Source organism: Bacteroides cellulosilyticus (assembly GCF_020091405.1).
Taxonomy (GTDB): Bacteria; Bacteroidota; Bacteroidia; order Bacteroidales; family Bacteroidaceae; genus Bacteroides.
The window spans coordinates 900,505-918,259 of sequence record NZ_CP081903.1; the positions used below are offsets into that span (position 1 = coordinate 900,505).

Genomic DNA, 17,755 nt, shown 5'->3' on the forward strand with positions numbered 1-17,755 from the left:
AATGAAGTTACATAAGATTGTTGTAATAGTAGGATGCCTGCTTTTGTCAGGTGGAAGTATAAAAGCGCAAAGTGTTGAAGACAAGGCGCTGCAAGAGCTGAGGGCGGACTCTTCTGCAAGGACACGCTTTATAACCCGCGCCACAATGTACGGTGTCGGCTTCACGAATGTATTCGACACCTACCTGTCACCGCAGGAATACAAAGGCGTTGACTTCCGTATTTCCCGCGAAAGTATGCGCATGACGAAGTGGATGAACGGTAATGTATCTCTGCAAAGTTTCTTCCAGGCAGACTTAGGCTATACACACAACCGGGTGGACAACAACAATATGTTCTCCGGTCTGGCAAACTGGAATTACGGATTGCATTATAATTTTCCGATTACTTCTAACTTCAAATTACTTGCCGGAGGACTTATCGACTTAAATGGCGGCTTTGTCTACAATCTGCGCAATGGCAACAACCCGGCACAGGCACGCGCTTACATCAATCTGGATGCATCGGGAATGGCAATATGGGATTTAAGAATCAAAAACTATCCGATTAGTCTGCGCTATCAGGTTAACCTGCCTTTTGCAGGTATTATGTTCTCACCCAACTACGGACAGTCGTACTACGAAATATTTACGTTGGGCAACTGGAACGGGGTAATTAATTTCACTTCCCTACACAACCAGCCATCCCTGCGGCAGATGCTGACTGTTGATTTCCCGGTAGGAAGAGCCAAAATGCGTTTAGCCTATCTCTGGGATGCACAACAATCCAAAGTAAATGATATAAAGACGCATACCTATTCGCATGTGTTTATGGTAGGTTTCGTAAAAGAATTGTTTCTCATTCGTGACAAGAAGAAAAAATAGAGTGATAAAGCGATAACATCGTGATAAGGGGATAGAATAATGGGAATAAAAGAAATATATCATAGTAAGTTTAGATGGCTGGGAGTAGCGCTCATGATACTGCCTTTGCTATCCAGTTGTATCCGGGAGGAAGAGTTCAACAATTCACCACAGGGAAACTTCGAAGCTTTGTGGAAGATCATTGACGAGCAATACTGTTTCCTGGATTACAAACAAATAGACTGGGATGCCATCCACGATAAATACCAACCTCTCATTACATCCAACATGGGTAATGACGGATTGTTCCAAGTGCTTGACAGTATGCTGGCGGAACTGAAAGACGGTCATGTGAATCTGTACAGTTCTTCAAATGTGGCCCGTTACTGGGACTGGTATCTGGATTATCCCCGCAACTTCAACGAAGGTATTATCGAACGGCAATATCTCGGAAAGACGTACCGCATCGCTGCCGGCATGAAATATAAGATTCTGGATGACAACATCGGATATATCTATTATGAATCATTCTCCAGTGGTGTCGGTAACGGCAATCTGGATGAAGTCCTTTCTTACCTTGCTCCATGTAGTGGCCTGATTCTGGATGTTCGCAACAATGGTGGCGGAAATCTGACTAATTCAGAGCGTATAGCGGCCCGCTTCACTAATGAGAAAGTGTTGACGGGGTATATCCAGCATAAGACGGGAAAGGGACACAGTGACTTCTCTGATCCCAAACCCATTTATTTGGAGCCCTCCAATAGCATCCGTTGGCAAAAACCAGTAATGCTTCTCATCAACCGTCACTCTTATAGCGCAACAAATGATTTCGTAAATGCGATGCGCTATTTTCCTAACGTTACTCTGGTAGGTGACAAAACCGGTGGCGGTTCGGGATTACCTTTCTCTTCAGAGCTTCCGAATGGTTGGGGCGTACGTTTCTCTGCCAGCCCCCACCTGGATGCAGACAAACAACATATCGAATTCGGCATTGATCCGGATGAGAAAGTAGATATGGATGAGAATGATACCAAGAGCGATGCCATTATTGAACGGGCACGGGAACTCTTAAAAGTAGTCCAATAAACACTTTCTATGCCAAACTGTTTGCCAGAAAGAAAAAACTTTCTATCTTTGCCACCGCTTAACAAGAAAGCCACTGCGGGTGTGGCGTAATTGGCAGCCGCGCCAGACTTAGGATCTGGTGCCGAGAGGCGTGTAGGTTCGAGTCCTATCACCCGCACATAGATTAAAAAAAGCCTTCGGAAAACTTAATTCCGAAGGCTTTTTCTTTTCAAAGTCAGAACTATCTTTTCCTTATCTTACCTACTAACTTTTTGATGGAGCCAAAACCTATCGTAGGAGCATGTGCATGACAAGTATCAAAAACAACAAATTGTCCGGGTTGCACTTCGATAAGTTCACTAATAGGATCGTCAAAAAACTGAATATCTTTTATTGTATCCAACGGAGCTTTCGGAAATTTGCACTCGCTACGCAATTTGTAACCATAGTTTTCAGCTACTGAAACAGGCATCTGTAAATCAAGATAATTATCATGTATTTCAAGCAATGCTTTCTCCTGTTCTTTCATATCACACTCCATTATAATCACCCAAGCATTATCATCATCCAAGATATAAGTACCTGGTTTTACATTGATTAGATCAGTAGTATCTATGAAATGGAAAACTGTTGCAAATGATGGATTCAAGGCTTCCCAGAAGGCTCTGGCTTCAGCGTCAGCATTTTGTACAATCGGTTGCATCAACATCTGTTTTCTTGTACAACTATACACTGTAATAGACACGCAGAGCACAATAAATGCCCTTTGTATAATCAATAAAAGTCTCTGTAACTTCATTTTATAAGATTATTTTCACATTATATTCTAAATACGGGATTCCCAACTGAATCTCGTATTTTAAACTATAATCCCAACGCAATTAATGGAACACGTGTAATCGCCATATCCTCTTTGCCCACAGAATATAAAGTATACAGCCATCCATTTAATATTATAGAACTGGGATAAGCATAGCCTAAATTTCGCCCTTTGATACCCGCAAATCGATATTTCTTAGGAGCATCAATACGTAAAGCATATACACAATCGAATTTATATCCGTCCTTACTGACTGACACAGTTATCGGATCCCGGTCTAAATATAACGCTTGATCAAAACTATATGCATTTTGGTTGCCTATCAGCAACACAGTCCCGTCTCCTGATGAAATAGCCTGCGCTCTGCTTGGTGAATCCGGAATATCTGTCGGATAAGGAATTCCCCACCCACCTGCTCCATCATTGAAGCTCACATACATTCTATTATCATGTACCGGATTCTGTGAGGTTCCCCAGTCACGTAACATGAGTACCAGCCCTCCATCTTTAGCCCGATAGATAAAACTTTCTATTAGTTTATGACTGTCAATCGCCGTACGCAATACTCCCCATGTGTCTGCCGCCCACCAACTGATTTGATCGTTCTCCCGATACCAATTGCGTAGCCGGATACCTATAGGTGGAGCCGTAGCTGAAGCAAGATCTTGCATGTATACAGGCAATTTTCCACCATCAGGTAAGTTTTCAACCAGGAATGGTTGTCCGAATTCCCCTTTTTCGTTCACAGTACGAGCAATCGGATATACTTTGGCACCATGCACGTAGGTAATGGCATATAGCACATCATCAATAACCGCCCATCTGTCGGGTTTCAGATGAATGCCTTTCTCTGTACGAGGCAAGACCGGACCGGGAGCAGGAAACAATTCTTTTGCCTCCGACCACTTTCCCCACGCATCAGAAGTGGCATATAACACACGTTGCCCGGGAGCATCTTCACCTAAAGGATGATTTCCCCACATTGCATAAAACTTACCTTTATGATTAATCAGACAAGCATAATGATTATAAGCACCATCTTCCCGAGTAGGTGGTTGCCACACTACTGCATGTTCAGCCTTGGATAATACTGGGAATCCCGCACCAGCAGAAAGGTCAACAGTTGGCATTTGAGCATTCCACATTGGTACAACCGGTGTCCCCTGCTTAGTAACCTTATTCGTTTTAAAGTTTTTTGTTCCTACTTTCACTTCAATCTCACCTTGATTGTCACCACCCGGAGAGGATTTTTCTGAAGACGTTTGACAACAAATATTGGATAGCTGAATAAAAACGAGCAAGCCAGTTATCGATATTTTTTTTAAATTATCCATAATATTTTTTATTTAGTAGCCAACTGTTTGTTCCAGCTTAGCACCAACATTGCTATCAATAGCTGTCTGCGGAATAGGCCACCACTGGTGAAAATCTTGTATAGAAGTCCGGGTAAGCTCTCGTATACTATATTTCCTTACCCTATCCACCAGTCTCCCCATTCGCACCAATGTTCTGCGGCGAGGTTCCTCAGTAATCAACTCTCTGGCACGTTCATCCAAAATGTAATCTTCCGTTACGTCGGATGCTTGAACCGGTTTTGCTCTGGCACGTTCACGTACCACGTTAATATCCTTAGCTGCATTTTCCAAATCATTCAACCTAAAGTAGGCTTCGGCACGCAACAAATAAGTTTCAGCCAATCGGTACACAATGAAATCCTGATAGGTACGCCCGGACCAAGACGTACTCGTGTTGGTTAATGTACCTATATCTCCCTCAATCTTACGAGGATAAGGATAAACATTTTGCATAGTATCGATTTCTGTTTTTCTTGGTTCTACCAACTGCCCGAAATAGGCTGATTTCGAATTTGTGTAACGGAACTCCCTACGCATATTATGAACCGAATTACGCATATCATTGTCCCAGTTTCCTTTCCAGACATTATATAAGAAATAAGGCGTAGGACGTACTTGTCCGGTCCCTCTTCCCATACTATCAACGACAATCATACCTGACTTTCCGGCAGGATCAGTAAGTCTTTCATACCAAGGTCCCCAATTTCTCAAACGATTATTGCCATTACTACCGCCTTGTCCACCTAATGTCATGTCCTCAAACTGCCATACATAAATGGACTCTAAATTACCGGCATCACGATTCTGATTACCGTCTTTGAACATATCAGAGAAGGGATCTCCCGGCTCATTCATTTTGGTACCAAAACGTTCATCCATCAACTTATATAAACCGGAATTTATAACTTTATTAGCACTTTCTACAGCTAACTGATACTCTCCAAGACTAATATAAACTTCAGTCAACAGATGATCAGCAGCAGCTTTCACAATCCGGCCTTGCTTTTTCACCGTTGCAGGTAGCCATTTAGAAGCATATTCCAGATCAGCACGCGCAGACTGGAGGACCTCTTCACGGGTATTTCGCACAAAATTAGTTTTGGGACTAACATAAATGGTATCTATAATAGGTACTCCCCCATACAGATTAGCCAACATATTATGCGTATAAGCCCTGAAAAACTTAGCTTCGGCAATCATTGCATTCTTTTTTTCTTCACTACTCCATATATCAGCCAACTCCGGTTTACTGGCATATGCAATGATGGTATTAGCTATAGGAAACATACTCTCGTAAGCCCAATCCCACACATATGTAGTCACGGTACTAGTTGGAGTAAGCAGGGTATTATAATTATTACTGGAAGCTGAATTATTGCCAAACGACGCTATGTCTGTTGATGCACTCATTATATAAAAATAGCGGGAGGCATCACGAGCAGCCATCTCATCACGGGCAGCCTTATGCATAGCAGTCATATAGGCTTCAAAACCTATTTCGGAGGTCAAGACTCCTTCTGTACTATAATTAGAAAGAGGCACTTCATTAAGAAAATCCGAACTGCATGATTGGCCGGTAACTATTAACAGTGCGGCACACAGTATTTTACTTGTTAGATTGACGAGTGTTCTCATTTTTTTCTTGTATTAGTATTTTTAATATTACTCAAATAAATTAGTATTAAAAGCCTAACTTAAATCCTAATGTATATGTACGGGCAATAGGATATCTTTCTGATGAGATTGATTCAGGATTAGTACCCAGCCAATCTGTAAATGTCAGTAAGTTCTTTCCACTCAAGAATACACTGAGATTAGATAAACGATACTTAGTCAGGAATTTCTGAGGGAAACGGTAGGACAATGACACTTCCTGTACACGAATGAAACTGCGGTCGGAATACCAATTATGCCCAAGTACGCTTCTTCTATATTCAAGTGAAGGACGGGAATTTGATTTATTTTCCGGAGTCCACCATCCCCCATCATACATATTAACAGGACGGACAGGATCCAGACTATTGTTATAGAAATCCAAATCATTGAATGTTCCAATCCAACCTTGCATTGCATTGATGAAGATGGACAAATCAAAATTCTTATAACTGAAATTATTAGTAATACCCCAACGGTACTTAGGCTGGCTACCCTGCCCAATAATTGTACGGTCATGTTCAGCTTCAACCTTACCATCATCATTCAAATCTTTGAATCGTGCATAGCCAGATGCATATCCTGCAGGGAGTTCATCTCCCTCCTGATAAATACCATCAAATACATAATCATAATATACATTAATAGGCTTCCCTATGAACCAACTGTTGCCAATGTCATCATCTTCTTTACCATCCCCGTTAGCATCTTCACCATACAAACTTACAATTTTATTCTTGTTATGTGAGAATACAAAACTTGTACTCCACTCAAAATCTTTATTACGGATGTTCACTGTATTCAAAGTTAATTCAATACCTTTATTATTTACCTCTCCTAAGTTCGTCCATATAGATGAATATCCTGTCATTACAGGAATAGACCGCTCTACCAACAAATCGCGCGTATCCATATTATAAAGCTCAACCGTACCACCGATTCGCTTATTGAACAGTTCAAAATCTAATGCAATATTAGCTGTATAGGTTGTTTCCCATTTTAAATCCGTATTGGCAATTCTAGACGGATAAATGCCCAATGCTGACTCTTCGCCAAACACATAACGGCTGGTGGTTGCCAAACTTAATGACTGATAAGGTGAAATAGCCTGATTACCTACAGCACCGTATGACACTCTCAATTTCAGCAAGTCCAGAAATGCCGCATTATCCAGAAAGTCTTCCTCAGAAACTATCCATGCAAAAGCCGCAGACGGGAATGTTGCATATTTATGATTAGCCGCAAAAACAGAACTACCATCCCTTCGGGCTGTCAAGGTGAACAAATACTTATTCATGAGTCTATAGTTTAACCTTGCCATAGAAGAGATACCGGAAACTTTCTTAGCCGAGGAAGTTGTTTCTTGTAACCCGCCAACACCAAGATTATTCCATCCAAATGTGTCAAACTCTAATTGATCTGCACTTGCTGTGGTACTTTCTTCGTTACTTCGGTTTGCACCATACATTAAAGTTACATCAAATGCATGTTTTTCACCCAATTGGAATTTATAGTCTAAAATATTTTCAACAACCCAATCGCGCGACATCCAGTTGCGCTTGGAAGCTGATGAAGTATTTGCATCAACATATACATCATTCTTTGTAGAGTTATAATCACGAATCCAACGATAGTTCATTGAGTAGTTTATCCGGTATGTAAGACCCTTAACCCATGGAATATTAACTATTGAATAAAAATTTGCGAATAAATTATTCCGGTAATAATCTTTCTGAGAAAGGCTATTACTCCTCACAGGATTTGCAGAAACGCCTTGGTCTTCGGGTACAGTATATTGTGTGGGTGACCCATCTTCACGATACCACGTGCCGTATGGACTTTGTCTCTTGGCCAGATTGACCGATGCAGGTACACCTGACTGGTCGTTTTGAGAAAACATAGTACTGGTACCGATGCTCAACCAATCAGTAATCTTGCTTTCCAAATTCACTCTAAAGGACATTCGGGTCAGGTTGTCATCAAGTATCAATCCTTTTTCTTGCGCCATAGAGGCAGAAATATAATAGTTAGTATTCTTGGACTTTCCTGACATACTTGCATCCACTGATAAAAGCTGCCCCTGTTGAGAAATCAAATCCAACGGATCAATAGTATGGCCATTTCGATAGTTTTCGGCCTCCGTTAAAGTCAGATATGTAGAAACATCATTCGGATCATATGGGATTTCCCTAAGCCGTCGAATTTCCATTGATTTTTCCAGATAACGTTCCGGGGTCAACAACTTCAATTTAGAAGCCCAATCCGACAAGCCATAAAATGCACTTACATTAATATTAGGCTTCTCTGTTTTACCTTTTTTAGAAGTGATAAGGATTACTCCATTCGCGGCACGAGAACCATAAATTGCAGCTGAACTGGCATCTTTGAGTACTTCCATAGATTCAATATCGTTCGGATTGATATCAATCATACTTCCATTAAAATAAATGCCATCCAGAATAATCAACGGATCGTTTCCACCACTCAACGAACGAGGACCACGCACCAGGATACTACCGTTCTGCCCCGGACGCCCATTATCTGTAAACTGAACTCCAGCCACCTGACCACGTAATGCCTGAGTAACATTAGTATTCGGACGGCTTTCCATATCGCTCATATTCACTTTACTTACAGAGCCAGTCACATTACGCCGACTTTGGCTTCCATAGCCAACCACTACAACTTCCTCCAAAAGGCCTGCATCTTCCTTTAAAACTATTTTAAAGGAATTCTTTCCTGCAACTTTTATTTCTTGCGGTAAAAAGCCAATAAATGATATCTGAAGCATTGCATTATCTTCTACAATCAGTTTGAAATGCCCATCCACATCTGTAACCGAACCATTAATAGTGCCTTTCTCTACTACATTTGCTCCGATAATAGCTTCTCCCCGCTCATCAGTGACTGTTCCGGTAATTTGCTTCTTTTGCTGAGTTGCAGCACTATTTCCAGGCACCTCAATATACATCTCCGCTTGTGTGCCACTATAGGCATAAGCACCTATTGTCAAACTATTATAAACAGCCAACAATAAGAAAATGGAGCTCGATTTTATAATTAGCCATAAAAAATCATACGACTTTGCTGGTTTATTCATATCTTTACGTGTTTTTGATAGATTAAAATTTAGTATACAATTTGTTTGCGAGACAAAGGATACGTTAATTAATTGAAAACATTCTACAAAGTCGTGATGCTGCAGTGCAGCACCATGACTTTTTTTCTTATCTATACATCTCTCATAGGCATACATGTATTATAATTCAACTTCATTAATAACTCCCATTTCGTTACTGAACCGAGAACTTTTCATAATATCAATTTATTCAGCAACTATCTGCACCTTTACTTTTTCATTTTATTTTTTTTGCGTGCAGCAATATTAGCAGCTGATTTCTTTACTCTGCCGGGCTTACTAATACGCATTCCCAAATCGCCACGTTCTGAAATTATTTTTCCTTCTAAAATATCCTCTTCTGTAAAACGTGCCATGAGTACATCGCCTTCACGAGTACGCTGATGGTCATACGAAATATAAATATATCCGTCTGGTGTCTGGAACCCTGTGGGATATGAAACTCCGGAACGTTCATCAAGCAGTAAATTACCCGACCAGGTTTTGCCATCATCTGTAGAAATAAAAGCACGAAGATGAGAACGAGACTTAAGTTGCTCATCAGGCATACCATGACGTACAAGCAAGAGATTGCCTGACTTAAGTCGTAAAATAAAATGGCGTGAATTGACATGCTCCTGATATTTTTCGGGCTCTGTCCAAGTGAATCCCTTATCAGTAGAATAACTTTGCCAGATACCTACGCCTGTACGTGCCGTCATCCACCAACTACCATCTTTTTTCTCTATTGTCAGATGTTCATCAAAACTGGGAGAGGGATATTTCACCATTCCACGGAATTCCCATGTTGTTCCCTGATCTGTTGATACCATAAGGTGAGCACCACGTTTAGCATCTAATTCCGGATGTGCACCCTTCAAAGGATTCTCCTTCCACCCCTTTTCTAACAATATGTCCATGCGACTACGAGGCCAGATACTTACAGGAAGTACCCACTCACCACTACTCATCACTGTCGGTTTTTGGAGTGTACAACCAATACCTAAATAAACAGGTTCTGACCATACAGGATTCTCAGAATCCGGATTTTCGCATAGCGTATACCAGTTACCGGAACGTCCGTCATAGTAAGTCATTGCCTGGTCGAAAAAGAGCCAAAGGCGTCCCAGCGGATCTGTCCATAATTGGCCTACAATAGTTCTGCGTTTAAGAGGCAGTGATTCATCATGAGGATCAATAACTACTTTTGTCTTTGTCCACTTTTTGCCCTCATCATCACTCCAAGCCAGCACAAAAAAAGCATTCGCATTATCTCCGCCACCAACCCAGCAAGCCCAGATACGTCCGCCCGGCGTACGTTCTATTCCTATAGTCATACCATAATCCAAATTCTTGGCATTATAATTTTTACCAGGATTGGTATTAACCAGCGGCGGTATCATAGCCAAACTGTCTGAAATGCGTATAAGCTCTTGGTTTTGCGCGACTACAGTATGAGTGGCACAAAATATGAAAAACATTGTGTACAAAATATTATTTTTTTTCATGGCAATATAAATTTAAATATAAGTTACTTTTTATCAGACTTTAATTCTTTTGTATCCTGAGCGTAATACAGCCAAATCAGCTCCTATAGCAAAAGCACTAAACCCCATCACACACAAATCAGAAATATCTTCTTCCGGAGAGACCAATATCCCTGCTTGTTTACCGGAGGATATAGCTGCTTTAACAGTTAAAGAAATGGCCTCCTGAAAAGGTATTCTTTCATCAGCACTCTTTCTGACTGATAAATCAAGACGCAAATCACGCGGACCAACAAAAAGCATATCCACTCCTTCTGTTGCCGCTATAGAATTAGCATTTTGTACGCCTTCGTAGTTTTCAATCTGAGCAATAAACAAAGGTGGTTCCCACTCTGTGATATTCCTGGGAGCATTTTCCCCGTATCCAAACGACCGGGAAGAACTCGAGAATCCTCTTTTCCCGAAAGGCGGATAACGCATTGCACCCACCACCCGGGCAGCTTCTTCAGATGAAGAAACATGCGGCATCATAATACCTGCAACTCCCCAGTCCAGCAGACGCGCAATAAGTCCACTACGGAATTCACTTACACGTACAATCACTTTTGTACCACTTGATTTTACAGCCATCAGATTAGGCAGAATGTCATGCTCCTGCATGAAGCCATGTTCAAGGTCGAACAGCAACCAGTCAAACTGCATCATCGATATTACTTCGGTAACAATGGGGGAACCTAATGAAATCCACGTACCTGTACCAAGTATACGAGCCTTATTTTCTATATTCTGTTTCATACGTAAATTATTAATTTAATTCGCTATTACCTTATTTCTTCACAAGTCATCCATACTTTTCAGCTCTGTAAGCCCTTCATATGCGAGTTCTAATCTACTCAATGTAAAATTATGCAATCCCAGACCTCCTTCAGACCCCGAATTTATCAGAAAATAGTTACTATCTTTTTTAAAATATCCCGCCCCAACCCTTATCACAGCCTTAAACAGCATATTACGCATCAGATGTAGCCAAAAACGTGGTATGAAATTCTCCGGCAGAGGTTTTATTTCCTGATATCCTTCTATTAATGCATTCATCTCTTCCTTTGAGTGGAAACAAGCCATAAGTGAAATATCATCAGTAGGATCTCCTGAAATAGTATCGTCCCAATCAATCACAGCCTTTATGCAATCTTCCGTACCAAGCACATTCCATAAAGCCAGATCTTTGTGTACAAGACATCCACGTGAAATATCCAAGAATTTCAAATTAGCCACAACTGCTCCTAAAAAGCTATCAGCTTTCTCCTTTGTCAGAAAACTGTGCTGCACCAAGAAATCAAAATGCTTCTCTATATTCAGCATATAATAGTCACGATAAGTGGAATGCAGTCCTTCTAAACGTCCGTCGACACGCAAAATATCAGAATTGTATGGCCCAAAACCGTCCGTTGAAATACTTTGCCATCGGGCTATATAAGTACCTAGTTCACGCATCACAGTTCTCGTTTGCAGTTTATGAGATTTATAAATCCTATTCAAATCTGAGAATTCGACGTTTTCCATAATCTGCCAGGCAAAATCATATTTAATGCGAGATGAATCTACAGCGTATATGTTAGGGGTTGGAATTCCAATATCATGCACTCTATTTATAATGGTGGTTTCAACCTCCATATAGTCATCTTTCTCCGGTCCGTTCTCAACTCTCACGAAGTAGCTTTCATTATTCCTTGAAGCTAAAAACGTTAGATGGTTTCCTTGTCCTCCAGCTGAGGATAAAGAAAAATGTTCGCTTCCGAAATAATTGGTTAGTAACACCCCCAGTTCTTCCTGAACCTCTCTTGCATTCCCCTCATTACCTTCTTTGATTGCAAAAAAGGCCGAAGGACGATCACACTTCCAATAATAAATATTTTTTCTTGTTCCCATATCAATGTTTGGATGCTTCAAGTTCTTCAGGGCTCGATGTAAAACGCCAGATAGTAGCTAATATTCCTCCGATAGCAGTTTGCATGATCGAACAAAATACAGCAGGCACAGCTACAAGCGGCATAAAAGCAGGAAAACTATTACGAGCAAGTACCGCAGCCAAGCCTCCATTCTGCATGCCAGTTTCACATGCAATAGCCTTTGACATAGGTTTATCATACTTAAAGATTCGCCCAAAAGCATAGCCAAGGCCAAAGCCCAGCGAATGGAGTAATGATGCGGCAAGGGCTAATTGACCAGCATATTGAAACAAGAGTTCTTTTCCGTCAACCATAGCGGGAGCAATAATAGCACCGGATATGAAAACAATAGCCCATGTTGAAACAACAGGACCGGTTTGCCCCAACTTTTCTACAAACTTTGGAAATTTATACTTTATAAAGACCCCCAATGATACAGGAATCAATACTACCTGAACCACATTGAGAAACATCCCCCATGCATTTACATCAACATATTGTCCTGCCAGCAACTTGCAGAGCAGAGGAGTCATAAAAATGCCTAAGACAGTAGATACGGCTGTACTAATTATCGACAATGCAATGTTCGCACGGCCAATATAAGCAATCATGTTGGAAGCTGTACCTCCCGGACAACATGCTACCAATATAAGACCTACAGCAAATTCCGCAGGCAATCCCATCGCCATTGCAACAAGCCAGCCAGAAAGTGGCATGATAGTATACTGTGAAATAGCAGCTATTAGTACCACACGTGGTGTAGCAAATAAAGCTTTGAAATCTTCAACCCGAAGTGTAAGTCCCATACTGAGCATAACGACCGCCAATGCCAAGGTCATCCAACTCCCTTTAGTAAACCACATAAATGCACCTGGATATAAATATCCGACTATAAAAGCCAGAATAATCCAGATAGCATAAAGGTTAATAAACCATTCAATAATCTTTTTCATGTTTCTATTAGTTTTAAAATTAATATACGGTTAGCAATTTATGCAATCGATTGCATTGTGGCCTAAATTAAATTGCTAATGGTAATTCACGGTTAATCAAATACTTATGAGGTTTGAATTTTGATTACAGGTACTTACTTTTTAAAGATGACTCTCTTACTATAAGCTGTGGCTTATATACAATATCTTGATAAGGCATACCAGAGATAGCCTCCAACATTAATCTTGCGGAAGTTTTTCCAATACGATAACTAAATTGTTCAATAGAACTCAAAGGTGGATTCAATAAGACATCCCATGGCTCATTCACAAATCCTACAATGGCAATCTCCTGTGGGATTTTAATTCCCTTCTCAACAAAAACCTCCATTGCCGCTTTAGCTGCAAAGTCTCCCGAAAAGAGTATACCATCAGGCAACTGCTGGTTCTTTTGAGCCGACAATTTAATTGCATATTTCCGTCCTTCTTCTTCAGTGGTTAAAGCTGTATGAATATGTTTATTCGTAACTTCTAATCCATAATCACTCATAGCTTGCCTATATCCTCTATCCCGCTCACTCCATATCGAAACATTTTGTGGACCACGATAAAAGAAAATCCGTTTACAGCCTTGCTCTATAAGATGCTTCGTAGCCTCATAGGCCCCATTATAATCATCTTGCACAACACTACTTGTATTTGGAATAGCCATCTTACGATCGAACATAACCAAAGGAATTCCACTTTCGACCAGCGATACATAATGAGAATAATCAGTCGTTTCAGCAGCAACGGCAGCAATTATGCCTACAACTTTACCTTGACTCAAAGAAGCGATAATTTTCTTTTCACGCTCGAACAAATTACCGGAAGTAGCTATAATTAGGTTATAACCAGCTTTATATATCTCTGTTTCAACGCCAGCAATAGCCTGAACAAAATAATTACGATCAATGAGAGGCACAATCATTCCTATCGTCTTAATTTTACCGGTTTTCAAGGCCACTGCCATTTGGTTCGGTTTATAATTGAGCTCCTTTGCCAATTTATGAACAGCCTCACTTACTTCGCTGCTAATTCCCTTATGGTTATTCAGCGCACGCGAAACTGTTGAAGCCGAGATCTTCAATTCTTTAGCAATATCATAAATAGAGACTTTTTTCTTATCCATCATTATATTGTATCACTATATGAAAATACTATTGTGCACTGAAAGCTATTACTTCATTGCAATCGATTGCAATTATAGTGAAATTATAAATAAAACAAACACATCACCCTCATATTTAACATCTTTTTTAACGAAAAGGCAATGTTGGCTAAATGAAACATAGGAAGAGAAGATAAATACCTTAAAGATCCTTCCTCCCCCAATTGTGTTAAAAACCCAAGATTTAAAAGCCCTCGAAATCTTTTTTTCATTTGCATTGTTCTGATGCAATATATCATTCACATAAAAATTTAATGCAATGAAGAGAAACCTGAACCCTCCTATGAAGAGAGCCCTAAGGCTTAAAAATCTATTCTTGACGGTATGTTTCCTGCTGATAGGTACTGCCGCATTTTCTCAGGAACGGACCATAACCGGTGTCGTTACCGACTCATTTAAAGAACCGTTGATTGGCGTATCCATTGTGGTACAAGGCACCAATACCGGTGTAGTGACCGGACTGGATGGTGATTATTCAATCCAAGTTCCGCCCAATGCTACCCTCGACTTCTCATACGTAGGTATGGAGAAGCAAAGCATTAAAGTAGGCAACCAGAGCGTCATCAATGTACAGATGAAAGAAGACTCGCAGATGCTTGCAGAAACAGTGGTCATCGGTTACGGTAGCGCCAAGAAGCGTGACCTGACAGGATCTATCACCAACATTAAAGGTGACGAAATTGCCAACAAACCTGTTGCCAACCCACTGTCTGCCCTGCAAGGTAAAGTGGCCGGTGTACAAATCATCAACTCCGGTAAGGCAGGTGCCGACCCGGAAATCCGCGTACGCGGTACAAACTCTATCAATGGTTACAAGCCCTTGTATGTAGTGGACGGACTGTTCAATGACAACATCAACTTCCTGAACCCACAGGATATCGAGTCTATGGAAATCCTGAAAGACCCTTCCTCACTTGCCATCTTCGGTGTGCGTGGTGCCAATGGTGTAATCATCATCACCACCAAGAAAGCGAAAGAAGGACAGACACGGGTAAACATCAACGGTTCGTTCGGCTTCAAAGCTATCACCAACAAGATTGCAATGGTAGATGCCGATGGCTTCAAACTGTTGTATAACGAACAGTTGAGAAATGAAGGCAATCCGGAATATAATTTCTCCGACTGGACAGGTAACACCAACTGGCAGGACGAAATCTTCCAGACCGGATTCATTACGAACAATAATATCAGCATTACGGGTGCTTCCGACAGGCATAGCTTCTACCTCGGCGCAGGTTATGCCTACGAGCAAGGAAACATCAAGCATGAGAAGTACAGCAAGATCACACTGAGCATCAGCGATGATTATAAAGTGACGGACAACTTCAAAGTAGGTTTCCAGTTCAACGGCGCACGCATGCTGCCGGCTGATTCAAAGAGTGTTGCCACTGCCCTGCGGGCGGCTCCGGTGGCAGAGGTGTATAACAAAGAATATGGATTGTATACCTCCCTCCCCGGCTTCCAAAAAGCGCAGATGAATAACCCGATGGTGGACGTTGAATTGAAGGCAAATACCACAAAGGCGGAGAACTACCGCGGTTCGGGTAACATATACGGGCAATGGGACTTCCTGCAACACTTTCAGTTCAAAGCCATGTTCTCACTGGATTATGCATCGAACAGCACACGGACTTACACGCCGATTATTAAAGTGTATGATGCCAGTGCCGAAGGTGATATAGCTACACTGGGCACCGGCAAGACCGGAGTGACTCAGGCCAAAGAGACCGAGATGAAAGTGCAGAGCGATTATCTGTTGACTTATACCAACTCCTGGGGCGACCATAGCCTGACAGCCACCGCCGGTTTTACCACCTATTATAATAAGCTCGAAAATCTGAATGCCGGACGCACGCAAGGCGTAGGTCTGATCATTCCGGACAATCCCGACAAATGGTATGTAAGTATCGGCGATGCCGCCACTGCAACCAACGGTAGTACACAATGGGAACGTTCTACAGTATCTGTACTGGCACGTATTCTCTATAATTATAAAGGCAAGTACCTGTTCAACGGCTCCTACCGCCGCGACGGTTCTTCCGCTTTCTCTTATACAGGAAACCAATGGCAGAATTTCTACTCCGTAGGTCTGGGTTGGCTGATGAGCGAAGAGGAATGGATGAAAGGTATCGAATGGCTGGATATGTTGAAACTGAAAGGATCATGGGGTACGCTGGGTAACCAAAACCTGGATAGAGCCTATCCGGCGGAGCCTTTGCTGACCAATGCCTATTCCGCAGTATTCGGTACTCCGTCCGCCATTTATCCGGGCTATCAGCTTGCCTATCTGCCTAACCCGAACCTGCGTTGGGAAAAAGTAGAAGCATGGGAAGTAGGTGCCGAAGCCAACTTCTTCCGCAACCGCCTGCACTTTGAAGGTGTATATTACAAGAAGAAAACAAAAGACCTGCTGGCAGAAGTTCCCGGTATTTCAGGAACCGTGCCGGGCATCGGCAACCTGGGATCTATCGAAAACCTGGGTGTGGAACTTGCACTGAGCTGGCGTGACCAGATCGGCGACTGGAATTATAACGTCGGAGCCAACCTGACTACAATTAAGAACAAGGTATTAAGCCTTGTACAGGACGGATACTCCATCATTGCCGGAGACAAGAGCCAAAGTTATACAATGGCAGGTTATCCTATCGGTTACTTCTATGGCTACAAAGTAGAAGGTGTTTACCAGACTCAGGAAGAGATTAATAATTCACCGAAGAATAAGCTTGCAACGGTCACTCCGGGTGACTTGAAGTTTAAGGATGTAAACGGTGACGGTGAAATCACCACCGCCGACCGTACCATGATTGGTGACCCGACACCTAATGTCACTTATGGTTTCACTCTCGGAGTAGGTTACAAAAACTGGGAGTTGGCAGTAGACATGATGGGACAAGGCGGTAACCAGATTTACCGTACCTGGGATAACTATAACTGGAGCCAGTTCAACTTCATGGCACAACGCATGGACCGTTGGCATGGAGAGGGTACCAGCAATACCCAGCCGTTGCTGAATACGAAACACAGCATCAACAATATGAATTCTGAATACTATATAGAAGACGGCTCGTTCTTCCGCATCCGCAACGTATCATTGGCTTACAACTTCGACAAGGCGTTGATTTCCAAGATCGGTATGCAGGCACTGAAACTCTATGTGAATATTCAGAATCTGAAAACGTGGAAACATAACACCGGATATACACCTGAACTGGGTGGCTCGGCCATTGCCTTCGGGGTGGATGACGGAAGTTATCCGATGCCGGCGATTTATACGTTCGGGTTTAACTTAACGTTCTAAAGGGGCGTAGCGCCCCGGCAAGGTTTC

General features: G+C 41.8%; 12 protein-coding genes and 1 tRNA gene. 4 read left to right on the top strand and 9 right to left on the bottom strand.

Translation table 11 applies throughout. The annotated features are described in order from the left end of the window. Window position 1: 1 nt before the first annotated feature. From K6V21_RS03185 to K6V21_RS03195, 3 genes are all read left to right on the top strand, one after another. The gene (locus tag K6V21_RS03185) at window positions 2-862 is read left to right on the top strand and encodes a DUF3316 domain-containing protein (RefSeq protein WP_034753200.1); all 861 of its coding nucleotides are present in this window, start codon (window positions 2-4) and stop codon (window positions 860-862) included. Window positions 863-901: 39 nt separating this feature from the next. After that, window positions 902-1,927 (top strand): S41 family peptidase, encoded by a 1,026-nt coding sequence (locus K6V21_RS03190; protein WP_217712510.1) that lies wholly within the window; start codon window positions 902-904, stop codon window positions 1,925-1,927. Between the two features lie 75 nt (window positions 1,928-2,002). Further along, window positions 2,003-2,084, top strand: a tRNA-Leu gene (locus tag K6V21_RS03195). A 63-nt stretch (window positions 2,085-2,147) separates the two neighbouring features. Here the strand turns inward: K6V21_RS03195 and K6V21_RS03200 are convergent. From K6V21_RS03200 to K6V21_RS03240, 9 genes are all read right to left on the bottom strand, one after another. Next, window positions 2,148-2,609 carry a YhcH/YjgK/YiaL family protein gene (locus K6V21_RS03200; RefSeq protein WP_158580796.1) on the bottom strand — a complete coding sequence of 154 codons (462 nt, stop codon included), beginning with the start codon at window positions 2,607-2,609 and terminating at the stop codon, window positions 2,148-2,150. A gap of 161 nt (window positions 2,610-2,770) precedes the next feature. After that, window positions 2,771-4,060 carry an exo-alpha-sialidase gene (locus tag K6V21_RS03205; RefSeq protein WP_224320831.1) on the bottom strand — a complete coding sequence of 430 codons (1,290 nt, stop codon included), beginning with the start codon at window positions 4,058-4,060 and terminating at the stop codon, window positions 2,771-2,773. A 12-nt stretch (window positions 4,061-4,072) separates the two neighbouring features. Beyond that, window positions 4,073-5,716: a RagB/SusD family nutrient uptake outer membrane protein gene (locus tag K6V21_RS03210; protein ID WP_224320832.1), complete on the bottom strand. Its 1,644-nt coding sequence runs from the start codon at window positions 5,714-5,716 to the stop codon at window positions 4,073-4,075. Between the two features lie 46 nt (window positions 5,717-5,762). Continuing rightward, on the bottom strand, window positions 5,763-8,834 hold the full coding sequence (locus K6V21_RS03215) for a SusC/RagA family TonB-linked outer membrane protein (RefSeq protein WP_224320833.1): 3,072 nt from the start codon (window positions 8,832-8,834) through the stop codon (window positions 5,763-5,765). A 248-nt stretch (window positions 8,835-9,082) separates the two neighbouring features. Further along, the gene (locus tag K6V21_RS03220) at window positions 9,083-10,333 is read right to left on the bottom strand and encodes a sialidase family protein (RefSeq protein ID WP_224320834.1); all 1,251 of its coding nucleotides are present in this window, start codon (window positions 10,331-10,333) and stop codon (window positions 9,083-9,085) included. A gap of 60 nt (window positions 10,334-10,393) precedes the next feature. Next, entirely contained in the window at window positions 10,394-11,134 is a 741-nt protein-coding gene (locus K6V21_RS03225) for an HpcH/HpaI aldolase family protein (protein WP_195208730.1), read from the bottom strand. A 39-nt stretch (window positions 11,135-11,173) separates the two neighbouring features. Then, on the bottom strand, window positions 11,174-12,268 hold the full coding sequence (locus K6V21_RS03230; RefSeq protein ID WP_224320835.1) for a phosphotransferase family protein: 1,095 nt from the start codon (window positions 12,266-12,268) through the stop codon (window positions 11,174-11,176). 1 nt (window position 12,269) lies between these two features. Next, window positions 12,270-13,241, bottom strand: a complete 972-nt coding sequence (locus K6V21_RS03235) for a bile acid:sodium symporter family protein (RefSeq protein WP_224320836.1) — start codon at window positions 13,239-13,241, stop codon at window positions 12,270-12,272. Between the two features lie 124 nt (window positions 13,242-13,365). Further along, complete coding sequence (locus K6V21_RS03240) at window positions 13,366-14,394, bottom strand: LacI family DNA-binding transcriptional regulator (RefSeq protein ID WP_118216827.1); 1,029 nt, start codon at window positions 14,392-14,394, stop codon at window positions 13,366-13,368. A gap of 295 nt (window positions 14,395-14,689) precedes the next feature. Here K6V21_RS03240 and K6V21_RS03245 point away from each other — a divergent pair, with 295 nt between their 5' ends. Next, on the top strand, window positions 14,690-17,728 hold the full coding sequence (locus tag K6V21_RS03245; protein WP_224320837.1) for a SusC/RagA family TonB-linked outer membrane protein: 3,039 nt from the start codon (window positions 14,690-14,692) through the stop codon (window positions 17,726-17,728). Window positions 17,729-17,755: the final 27 nt, after the last annotated feature.